At 71.4% G+C, this 9,763-nt stretch carries 10 protein-coding genes and 1 tRNA gene; 2 read left to right on the top strand and 9 right to left on the bottom strand.

The window, feature by feature from the left end; translation table 11 throughout:
- Window positions 1-150 precede the first annotated feature (150 nt).
- The 5 genes from MXD58_RS12395 to MXD58_RS12375 form a co-directional block, all read right to left on the bottom strand.
- On the bottom strand, window positions 151-1,347 hold the full coding sequence (locus tag MXD58_RS12395) for a cytochrome P450 (protein ID WP_248836466.1): 1,197 nt from the start codon (window positions 1,345-1,347) through the stop codon (window positions 151-153).
- A 46-nt stretch (window positions 1,348-1,393) separates the two neighbouring features.
- On the bottom strand, window positions 1,394-1,798 hold the full coding sequence (locus tag MXD58_RS12390) for an SCP2 sterol-binding domain-containing protein (RefSeq protein ID WP_248836467.1): 405 nt from the start codon (window positions 1,796-1,798) through the stop codon (window positions 1,394-1,396).
- Window positions 1,795-3,144 (bottom strand): cytochrome P450, encoded by a 1,350-nt coding sequence (locus MXD58_RS12385; RefSeq protein ID WP_250609330.1) that lies wholly within the window; start codon window positions 3,142-3,144, stop codon window positions 1,795-1,797. Before MXD58_RS12385 ends, MXD58_RS12390 begins: the two co-directional genes overlap by 4 nt.
- 7 nt (window positions 3,145-3,151) lie before the next feature.
- Window positions 3,152-4,204: a methyltransferase gene (locus MXD58_RS12380; protein WP_248836469.1), complete on the bottom strand. Its 1,053-nt coding sequence runs from the start codon at window positions 4,202-4,204 to the stop codon at window positions 3,152-3,154.
- A 216-nt stretch (window positions 4,205-4,420) separates the two neighbouring features.
- Complete coding sequence (locus MXD58_RS12375; RefSeq protein WP_248836470.1) at window positions 4,421-4,669, bottom strand: hypothetical protein; 249 nt, start codon at window positions 4,667-4,669, stop codon at window positions 4,421-4,423.
- A gap of 265 nt (window positions 4,670-4,934) precedes the next feature.
- On the opposite strand from MXD58_RS12375, the gene MXD58_RS12370 reads away from it, so the two are divergent.
- A complete protein-coding gene (locus tag MXD58_RS12370; RefSeq protein WP_248836655.1) occupies window positions 4,935-5,396 on the top strand; it encodes an anthrone oxygenase family protein in 462 nt (153 codons plus the stop codon).
- Between the two features lie 503 nt (window positions 5,397-5,899).
- Here the strand turns inward: MXD58_RS12370 and MXD58_RS12365 are convergent.
- From MXD58_RS12365 to MXD58_RS12350, 4 genes are all read right to left on the bottom strand, one after another.
- Window positions 5,900-6,244 (bottom strand): nucleotidyl transferase AbiEii/AbiGii toxin family protein, encoded by a 345-nt coding sequence (locus tag MXD58_RS12365; protein WP_248836471.1) that lies wholly within the window; start codon window positions 6,242-6,244, stop codon window positions 5,900-5,902.
- A 100-nt stretch (window positions 6,245-6,344) separates the two neighbouring features.
- Window positions 6,345-6,854 (bottom strand): helix-turn-helix transcriptional regulator, encoded by a 510-nt coding sequence (locus MXD58_RS12360; RefSeq protein WP_250609329.1) that lies wholly within the window; start codon window positions 6,852-6,854, stop codon window positions 6,345-6,347.
- A 504-nt stretch (window positions 6,855-7,358) separates the two neighbouring features.
- Window positions 7,359-7,432: transfer RNA gene (locus MXD58_RS12355), tRNA-Ala, on the bottom strand.
- A 99-nt stretch (window positions 7,433-7,531) separates the two neighbouring features.
- Window positions 7,532-8,089, bottom strand: coding sequence for a hypothetical protein (locus MXD58_RS12350; RefSeq protein ID WP_248836473.1), 558 nt, complete (start codon window positions 8,087-8,089; stop codon window positions 7,532-7,534).
- A 646-nt stretch (window positions 8,090-8,735) separates the two neighbouring features.
- Between MXD58_RS12350 and MXD58_RS12345 the strand changes: the two genes are divergently transcribed.
- Window positions 8,736-9,763, top strand: a 1,028-nt coding sequence (locus MXD58_RS12345; RefSeq protein ID WP_250609328.1) for a phosphoribosyltransferase family protein, incomplete at its 3' end; no start/stop codon positions are given.

The raw sequence follows: 9,763 nt of genomic DNA, 5'->3' as shown, positions 1-9,763 counted from the left end.
ACCCTCGACCACGCCGGCCGGCACGCCGCGGCCGGCACCGCGGCGTCCGCCGACTCCTGACCGCACAGCACGTCAGACGCCCCCGGGGGCCGGCGCCACCTTTCGGTGCGACCGGCCCCCGGGGGCGTTGTGGTGTAGGGACGGGCGCGGTCAGCGCGCGGGAGTCAACCGCAGCGGGAGTTCGGCGAGGCCCCGCAGGGTGTTGTTGGGACGCCACCGCGGCGGCCCGGTCATCTCGATCGTCTCGACGGCGTCGACCAGCGCCGTCAGCAGTCCCTCGGCCTGACCGTTCGCGATCATCCGGCCGAGGCAGGCATGGACGCCGATGCCGAAACCAACGTGGGCGCCGGAGCGGCGGGTCAGGTCGAAGCGGTCCGGCTCCTCCCAGCGCCGCGGGTCCCGGTTGGCGGCGCCGAACAGCAGGACGACCCGGTCGCCGGCCGGCACCGTGCGGCCGTCCACGTCGACATCACGCGCGACCGTGCGGAAGAACATCTGGATCGGTGACTCCAGCCGCACCGCCTCGTCGAGCGCCGAACGGATCAGCCCCGAGTCCGCCCGCAGCGCCGCGTACTGCTCCGGGTGGGTGGCCAGGCACCACAGCAGCGAGCCGAGGCCCTTGACCGTGGTGTCCATCCCGGCGACGAGCAGCCCGCGGACCAGGACGGCTGCCTCCTCACGGCCGAACCCGGCCTCGGCAGCGACGCGGTGGACCTGGGCACCCCAGCCGTCCGGGCGCAGCTTCTCCGGGTAGAGGTGCTCCACGATCCACGGCATCATCTCCCGGCTTCGCGTGACGGAGGCGTCGAACAGTGCGTTGGGCGGCCCGTTGAGGTTGAAGACGGTCTCGGCGAACGCCGACAGGTGCTCGGCGCGACCCTCGCGGGGCAGGCCGAGGCCGTCGGCGAAGACCCGCAGCGGCAGGGCCTCGGCGAGCTGGCTGATCCCGTCGACCTCGCCGGCGGCCACCGCGTCGCGGACCAGCGCGATCGCCGCCGCCGAGAACCTCTCGCGCAGCTCCCGCGCGGTGGCCGAGGAGAACACAGTGTGGATGACCTGGCGCGCCCGGGTGTGCTCGGGCGGGTCGGCCTCCTGGAGCAGGCTGCGGGAGCGCCACGAGGACTCGGTGCGCAGGTCCGTCAGCCCCGTGCCGGCGGAGGAGTAGAACACGTCATGCTGGAGCAGAGCGGACCGGACGGCGCTGTAGCGGGCGAACGCCCACACCCGGTACCGGTCGAGCCAGACGGCGGGCCCGGCCTCCCGCAGCCGCTCGAAGGCGGGGTACGGGTCGGCGAGAACCTCGGGCTGGAACAGGTCGAGATCACTGGCGGGTAGAGCGTCGGGCATGAAGGCCTTCCCTGCGGAGGACGGGTGACCTGTGTCGGACGGGATATCAGCGGGTGGCGCTGGCCCACAGGCCAGCGGTGAAGCGGTGGTAGCAGCCGGTCTGTAGGACGACCATCAGCTCCAGCAGCTTCGCCTTGTCCCCGGTCACCGCGAACTGCCCGGTGACGAACGCCGTCGCGGCGTGCAGGGTGCCCGCCTCGAAGTCGGCGAGGTCCTGGTAGGTCGCGGTGATGGTGAGGTCCGCGCCGGCCAGTGCGCCGGCGCCGGCCCGCACGAGGGTGCCCCGCTCCACCACCAGGTGGTAGGGCACCTCGCCGGTCGGCGTCGACGTGGCCCGCCACTGCAGCCGCACGTTCACGTGCTCGATGCCCGGCTGGTGCTCCGCGGGCAGCCGCGCGAGCCGCGCGAGGTACTCCTCGGACAGGAAACGGACGGTCGCGGTCGTGCTCACGCAGCCGTCCCCGATCCGCCGCGCAGCCCGACGTGCAGCGCCTCGACCTGCGGGAAGGCGACCCGTGGCCGGGGCCGTGGCGGTCGGGTGACCGTCAGCTCGGCGAACCGGCCGAGCACCGCGGGGAACACGGCCTCCGCCTGCATCCGCGCGAGCCGCCAGCCCGCGCAGCTGTGGATACCCGCGCCGAAGGAAATCGACGGGCCCTCATCGCGGGTGACGTCGAACGTGTCCGGGTCACGGAACCTCGTCGGGTCCCGGTTGGCCGCGGCGATCATCGCCATCAGCCGGGCGCCGCCGGGCACCGCGACGCCGCCGATCTCGACCGTCTCGTTCGTCGTCCGGGGGACCATGTGCGCCGGCGGATCGAACCGCAGCACCTCGTCGATCGCCCGGCCGAGCAGGCCCGGGTCGGCGCGGACCAGATCCGCCTGGTCCGGATGCTCGCAGAACAGCCGGATCCCGTTGGTGAGGAAGTAGGTCGTCGTCTCGCTGCCCGCGGCAATGATCATGTGGCACATCTGCGCGAGTTCGGCGAAGCTCAACCGCTCACCCTCGTCCTCGGTGTCGATCAGCGCCGAGAGCAGGTCGTCGCCGCGGTGTTGCTGCTTGCGGCGGACGAGGTCGCCGTAGTAGTCATCGAGGAAGTCGGCCGCGTCGTCCGCCTGGCGTAGGTCGGCCGCGGTCATGCCCAGCTCGAACGTCCGCTGGAAGTCGCGGATGGGCTCCCGCAGCAGTGGCGCCTCCTCCTGGGGAACACCCACGAGCTGGGCGACGACGCTGAGCGGCAACGGGAAGCAGAGGTCGTTGCAGATGTCGCCGCCGCCGGCGTCGGCCAGCGGCGCCAGCAGCTCGTCGACCCGGCGCCGGATGAACTCCTGATGCGCCGCCATCCGGTTCGTGGTGAAGACGCGGTTGACGATCCGGCGCAGCCGCGTGTGCTCGGGCGGGTTCGTCCACAGCATGCTGCTGCCCAGCTTCCCCAGGGCCGGGTGCTGCTCCCAGGTGCCGGTGAACCGGCCCGCCATGAACGTGCGGACGTCCTTGCCCACCTGCCTGGAGCGCAGCGCGTCGTTCACGTCGTCGTAGCGGGTCAGCACCCACACGCCCATCGTGCTGTGGTGCACCGGGACGGCCTCCCGCAGCCGCCGGTACCGGGCGTACGGGTCGACGCGGCCCTCCGGGGAGAACAGGAGTTCGGCGAGCGCCTCGTTGGCGGCGTGGGTGGTGACCGGGTCGGTGGGCGCCGCCGGGCCCGGCGGCGCGGTCGCGTTCTGCGTCGTCAGCTTCTGTGTCGTCAGCTTCTGTGTCGTCAACTTCTGTGTCGTCAACTTCTGTGTCGTCATCGCCGGCTCAGCCCGTGACGGTGGTCTCGACCACGTGCAGCAGCGAGCCGACCGGCGTCACACCGTCGAGCTGGAGGCCCGCCCGCCGGACGAGTTCGGTGACACCCTTCTTCGTGTGCCGACGCCCGTTGGTGTTGAGGAGGAAGAGAAGGTCGATTCCGGTCGCGTACCGGATTTCCGGGCTGTCGTCGACCAGATTTGTGATCATCAGTATCCGGCTGCCCGGGTGGCCCGCCGCCGCGGCGTTCTTCAACGCGGTCACGGTGAGGTCGTCATCCCATTCGAGAATGCTTTTGAACTGGTACACGTCCACGTCGACGGGAATTTTCTCGAGGCAGTTCCCGGCCATCACGCTGGAGCGGGACGCGAGCGATCCGTCGGGGCGCAGCCGCGGGTCCGGCTGGGCGACCGCGGCCGGCAGGTCCACCAGGGTCCCGTGCAGGTGCGGGTTCGCGTCCAGCAGGGTGGCCAGGGTGTACCCGCGGCCACCGCCGACGTCGGCGAACGTCTTCACGTCCGAGAGGTCCAGCGCCTGCGCGATCGCCGCCGAGGTCAGCCGGCTCAGCTCGGTCTGGGACCGGTTGAAGATCTCCGTTGATTCGCGCGAGGTGCTGTGCAGGTGCGCGAAGAACCCCGTACCGTAGCGCTCCTCGAAATGGCCGCGCCCGGTCCGCACCGCCTGCTCCAGGTCCGGCCACAACTCCCAGACCCACTGCTCGGTGACCCAGAGAACCCAGTACCGCAGGCTCTGCGGGTTGTCCTCCCGCAGCAGCCGGGACACCGGGGTGTGCACGATGCCGTCCGGGGTCTCGGCGAAGACGCCGTAGCTGCGCAGGTTCAGCAGCAGGCGGCCGAGTACCTCCGGGTTGACCCCGAGCGAGGTCGCCAGCGCGCCCACCGGCGTCGGGGCGTCGCCGAGCGCGTCGGCGATCCCGACCTGGATCGCCGCCCGCAGCGCGGCCGGAGCCGCGGAGGCGAGCGCGAGATCGCGCAGCGCCGAAATGGGCGTGCTGCCGTCCGTTTCCCCCGCGGTGGGGGGCGTACCAGTGACAATTGCCATCAGGTTTCCTCTCTAGGCCGACGGACGCACCGCGGATCCCGACCTCGACGTGCGCGAGCACGCGTCGAGACTGGTCAGGGTGGCGGCTCACCGCCCGGTGCGATGGTCCGCACTCGGGACGAATGCTGCTGTTCGGCGTTAGAGAGGTACTCAAAACCGGCTAAGGCACTATGCGCGCCGTAGTCCCGCGGCAGGTGTCGCGGGACTACGGCCCGGCTAGCCGGTCTCGGTCGCCCCCGGCCCGGGGGCGCTACCCGCGGGTCGGAAGCGGTGCCGGCGCTGGGCGTTCCAGGCGTCCACCGTCGAGCGGCGCCAGCGTGGGCGCCGCCGGTGGGGTTCCTTGCCGTCGTCGGGGTCGTCGGGCTTCGGCGCGGACCCGTCGGCGACGCTGGCCCGCCAGGAGGACGCGGTCAGACGAAGACGGTCAGCTATCTCGGTGACGGTCAGCAGGGGATCGGCGTCCATCCACCCATCGTGCCCGCGTGGATTCAGCGAGACGTCGCCACACAGGTCACACCCATACATCCCGTTTTGTCCAAAGATATGTGCATCGCGACCGGCGGCGCGGTCCGAACTGGCCGCAGTGGGGGAGGTGGGGCGTTCGGGCCAGGTCTGCTCCGCTGTGCCGCCTGGCCGGTCGGGCAGGAAGAGGACAACCGGCTGCGGCGATCTGCCCGACTTGGTATCTATGTTCACCCAACTGTGCCTGCTGACTGGAGATTCGAAGATCATGGTCTCGGTCCTTGTCGTGCTCTCCCTCGTTCTGACCGGGCTCGTCGCCGGGACGATGACCATCGGCCTGGTGGCGGTGCGTCCCGCGCTGCACTCCCTGCCCGCGACCAGCTATGTGCTCGTCAAACAGGCGTTCGACGTCAGTTACCCGAAGTTCATGAAGCCGGTGCAGATCGCCAGCCTGCTCTCGACGGTGGCCCTGGCGGTGGTCGTGGCCGTGGCCGGCCCCGCGACCTGCGCCATCCTGGCCGCGATCGCGGCGGTGACCATCTTCGTCAACATCATCGTCACCGTGCGGGGCGATCTGCCGATCAACAACGCGATGGCCACCTGGGCGCCGGACGCGCCGCCGAGCGACTGGCAGGCCCAGCGGGCCCGCTGGGATTTCTTCAACGCCATCCGGACGACCGCCGCGGTCAGCTCCCTGGTGCTGCTCGCCCTGGCGGCGACCGCGTCCTGAGAGCACGAGCTCAGTCCTGCTTCAGCGCCAGGTAGGTGGCATGGAAGACCTTCTCGAGTGCGGCCGCTGCCCGGGACTGAGGCTGCGGTCCGCCCGGAGGTACGTGGAGATCATCGCCAACGGCTCGGGCTCTCCAGAAAGGCGGCCTCGGCGACATCCTGGATGAACGCCGCCGCGGCGACCGCAGCTTCGATCATGTCGACGAGGTAGAGCCCATCACGCCGCATAGCGGACCCCCGCCTCCGTGAGCATCCGGTCACGGATGACCCACTTCAACCGGGACTTGGCCACCAAGTCGACGTGACGACCGACGATCTGACCACCTCGGGCCGGCTCCACGCCAGCCGGACGGGAGGTTCGGGGGCGCCCCCCGGAAAACATTGCGGCCCGCCGGGAAGCCGCCCAAAGGAGTCACTCGCCTATGGTGGGAGGGAATCGTGGGCGACGCTCTCGTCCGGCCTGGGCTCATGGCAGCAATCCGGATGGGGCAGGCCGGTCGTCGCTCATCCGCCGGTGATTTCCTGACGCCAGTTGTGGAAGAAGTGGCGTAGCCGGTCGGCGGCCGGGTGGGGCAGTCCCAGGTCGTCGTCGGTGAACCGGCTGATGGTTCCGATCATGTCGGCGAACACCTGCAGGTCGAAGCCGCCGTCCTGGGTTTGGGCGAGGTGGACGAGTTCCGCCTTGGTGAAGACGTTCGCCAGGTCGTGTACGTCGGTGAAATCGCGTGCCTCGGCTCGGCCGAACAGGGCGAGGGTCTTGCGGGCCGCCAGGTCATGGGCGCTGAGTGTCGGGCCGAGTTCGGTGAGGGTGGGTGGTTCGTCCGGCGGGCTGTCGACACCGAGATCCACGATCAGCGCCTCGCCAGCGCGGCGCCGCCCGCGACCGCGAAGCCCACACTTTCGGGCAGCCCGAAGAAGATCCGCGCAACCGCCCGCTGCAACGATGTGATCACCTGAAGGCGATTCGTTCCCAGGCGCGCCGAATCGGGGCGGGCAGGACGAGCTCCGGCCAGGCGTCGACGAGCAGTGCCCCGTCGACGTAGGCGAGGATGTCCTCCGCCGTCCCCTCGCGCAGGACGATCTCGTACAACCGGTGGCGCTGTCGGCGGTCCGTAAGGTCGTAGGTCCGATCGGCATCGGACCAGTTCAGATGGACGGGCAGGCGTACCCGCGCCAACGCCTGCCGGATCGGGAGCCGGGGCAGCCGATCCGGCACGGTGAACGGTCGCCCCCGCCCGTCCACCACGACCTCGAACGAGGGCACCGGCACGGCGTCGAGCCGGAAACCCGCCGCCGCCAGCAGGCGCGTCGCGGTCTCCAACGTCGGTGACTTCACCCCGTGCTCATAGGCCGCCAACGTCGGCCGCGACGTGTGCGCCCGCCGCGCGAGCTCGGCCCCGGACAGGCCCGCCTCCAGCCGCGCCGATTCGATCAACCGACCTGCCAGCGAATCCACCACTCCCCCTCCATCACGACAACAAACGTATCCGATGAGATACGGTACTCGTCTTCGGTCCGTTCGCCGGCCCATACGGCGTGACCTCGGCATGAGCCCTGCCGCCAGGCGGCCCGAGCAGTCGAAAGATCGCTGTCCAGCGGCGCGGTGAACCTCGCAGTCCCACCGGACTGCCAGGTTCTCGACGAGCGAGGCCGAGGGCGCGTTCGCGCGTAACCACTAACCGCAACGCTCAGGCCCGGAGCCCGAGGACGGGTGCGTAGTCCCGGCGGCGGTTCGGCTGTGTGAGGACTTCTACGCTGTCGACGGCCTGGTCGATCGCGCCGGGGAGATGGCCAAGCGGGCCGTTGGGGCGGTGTCCTAGCCGGATGAGGAACCAGGAACACCATGGTCCGCTACCGACCCCGGCACACCGCGACCGTGGGGGTCCGGGGGGTCGCCCCCCGGAAAACACCGCGGCCCACCGGGAAGCTGGACAACGTCCAGCAACCACGGCGGGCCGGCTCGTGGAGGTGCGGGGACTCGAACCCCGGGCCTCCTCCGTGCGAGGGAGGCGCTCTACCAGGCTGAGCTACACCCCCTGGAAGTAACCGAAGCTTACAGGACGACGGGGGCTAGGTGGCGACTGCCCTCGTCGTCCTGTGCCGCTGGTGGGCTGGTGCTGTGTCGAGGCTGGTCGATCAGGTGGGGACGACCAGGCGTTGGCGCTCCGTCGACCGGGCGGCAGGGACGGTGATCTCGGCGGATCCGCCCAGGCTGAGGGTGCGGTGCTCGGTCTGCGCCGCGGTGTCGGAGCGGATGGGTGGGGTCGTGGCGCCGAGAGCGAGGTCCGCGGCCAGGCGGTCGAACAGGGGGGCCGCGTCGGCGGGGTGCAGGAGGCCGGCCTCGTGGCTGGTCCAGCCGTAGGTCCTCGCGCCGTCGAGGACGATCACCTGGTCGGGTTGAGTGCCGGGGAATGCCAGCCGTGCGCCGCTCGGCGGGGGCGGCGATTCCAGCGGGCGGTGCGCCCACAGTTGCAGTGCCTCCTCGGGGCACCATGCCTCGTCGCGGACGCTGACCTGCCAGGCCGTGCGGCCGGGGCGGTAGGCGGCCAGGCGGACGGCGGTTCCGCGGCAGCGGAAGTGCAGGCCGACCCCGTCCTGGCGGACGCTGCGGACGTCGACGGGAACCGCGGAGCTGGTCGGGCACACGAGGTGGCCCTCCGCCCGCAACCTGTTCATCCACGCCTTGAAGGACACGGCGTCGTTGCCTTCCTTCCTTGTCGATCGAGTCGTGCTGGGCCGGGTTCGGTGAGGCGGGCGAGTGCCGGAGCCGCCTGCGGCACCGGGCAGCCCCCTGGCCCACGGCGGACTCGGGACGGCACGGAGCGCGAGACACGGCGCTGGCAGGGAGGGGCACGGCTGCTGCGACTGGCTGGCGGCGCTGTCATCCACCCGGCAGGCGAGGGGACGCGGCCACCGTGACGTAGGGGCGGTATGCGCCGACTTACCGGCTGGTGCCCGCGGAAGACCGCGTCCTGCTCAGGTCGCGGAGACGGTCGCGCGCGGCGCTCGGGACTTCGGCTTGCGCGGGGGACCCTCGCGCCAGGGCGGCTCCGCTGTCAGCGGGCCGCGCGGCTCCTCGGGGCGAGAAGCCTCAGCGGGCGCGAGGGCTGGGACAACACGGACAGGCTCCGGGACGACAGACCACTTGCCCCGCCCAGCGAAGGGCGTTGCCGTGCTGCAGACGGAGCGTCACCTCTCCAATTATGCACAACGGTTGGCCGGGCTGCCTCAGCCGAGGGGCGTGCCACAGTGCACGGCCCGTTCGGGGGATGGGGTGGGCGGCCCCGGGGCAACCAGTCTGTGGACGGATCCGGCAGCGGGGCGGGGAGGCGGTGCGGCCATGACAGTCTTCGCGGATCGGGTCGACGCCGGTCGGCTGCTCAGTGCCCACCTCACCCACCTGCGCGGGGAGGACGTCGTCGTGCTGGCCCTGCCGCGGGGAGGGGTGCCGGTCGGGTTCGAGATCGCCCGGGCGCTGGCAGCACCCATGGATGTGATCTCCGTGCGCAAGATCGGCGTCCCGCGCCAGCCCGAACTGGCCATGGGAGCGATCGCCGAGGGCGGCATTCGTGTGGTCGACGAGGCGACGATGCGCCTAGCCCAGGTGGGCCAGGAGGAGTTCTCCCGGGTCGAGGCGCTGGAGGCCGTCGAGCTCGACCGGCGTGCACGCCGCTTCCGTGCTGGTCGGCCGCGGATCCCGCTGTCCGGCCGCACCGCCGTCGTCGTCGACGACGGCATCGCCACCGGCTCGACGGCCCTGGCCGCGTGCCGGGCCGTGCGGGCGCAGGGCGTGGCCCGGCTGGTGCTGGCCGCCCCGATCGCCGCGCGGGACCGGATGATCCGATTCCAGGACGATGCCGACGAGGTGGTCTGCGTGGAGGCACCGCTGGCCTTCGCCGGCGTCGGTGAGTTCTACGGCGACTTCACCCAGACCTCGGATGAGGAGGTCGTCGAGCTGCTCGAGCGGTCCGCCCGCAACGTGGGGCGATCCGCCGATGTCGTGATCCCTGTTCCGGCGGTCGACCCGCCAGGCCGGCCTGGCCCGGCCGGACTGCCTGGCCCGGCCGGGCCGCCTGGCCTGGCTGGACTACTTGGCCTGCCCGCCCGGCCGCGCGGGGTCGTGGTCCTCGTGCAGGGCAGCGGCAGCGGTCGCCGCAGTCCGCGTGACCGGTTCGTGGCCGACGTTCTCCTCTCGGTCGGCTTCGCGACGCTCCTGGTGGACCTCGTCGGCCCGGCGCGGGAGACGGACGCCGAGGCCACGTTCGACTCCGGGCTGGTGGTCGGGCGCCTGCTGGCGGCGGTCGCCTGGCTGCGCGGTCAGCCGGAGACGGCCGCGTTGCCCCTGGGGTGCTTCGGCGCCGACACCGG

This window comes from Frankia sp. AgKG'84/4 (assembly GCF_023242965.2).
In the GTDB taxonomy this organism is placed as follows: domain Bacteria; phylum Actinomycetota; class Actinomycetes; order Frankiales; family Frankiaceae; genus Frankia.
Note: the sequence above shows the minus strand (reverse complement) of the source record. Positions and strands in the feature narration are given on the sequence as shown.